This window comes from Bradyrhizobium sp. NBAIM08 (genome assembly GCF_020193935.1).
Classification (GTDB): Bacteria; Pseudomonadota; Alphaproteobacteria; order Rhizobiales; family Xanthobacteraceae; genus Bradyrhizobium; species Bradyrhizobium yuanmingense.
In genome coordinates this window covers 1-458 of the sequence record NZ_JADYVR010000259.1, presented here as the reverse complement: position 1 = coordinate 458, position 458 = coordinate 1, and the positions used below count along the sequence as shown (strand labels likewise).

General features: G+C 66.2%; 1 protein-coding gene. It reads left to right on the top strand.

All coding sequences use genetic code 11. The features are described 5' to 3' along the window. On the top strand, positions 1 to 458 hold a 458-nt coding region (locus tag I6F37_RS39385), incomplete at both ends, for an MnmC family methyltransferase (protein WP_225154285.1).

The following is a 458-nucleotide window of genomic DNA, read 5'->3' as shown; positions in this document are numbered from 1 at the left end:
CCTGAGGCACAAGCGCCGGTTTCCCTATCTGAATCACGGCGCGGCCGATGCCCTCGCCATCCGCCACGTCTGGCATTCGAGGCGTTTTCCCCGGCTCTCGTGGCACCTGGTTCCTGGCAATTTCCGCGAAGTCCTGACCCAGGCACCGGCCGGCCCGGATTTCATTTTTTATGACATGTTTTCCAGCAAGACCCACGGGGACGAGTGGACCCTGGCAGCGTTCCAGAGTCTGCTGGATGCCTTGCAGGAAAAACCCTGTGCCCTCTTCACCTACAGCACTTCCACTGCGGTCCGGGCCGCGCTGCTGGCCGCGGGCTGGCATGTCGCGCGCGGAGCAGGCACCGGGGTCAAGACCGAAACCACCATCGCCCTGACACCGGCCGCCGCGCCCGGACCCTGGCCCCGGCTGGGAGCTTCATGGCTCGCCCGGTGGGAGCGCTCCCACGTCCAGTATCCGG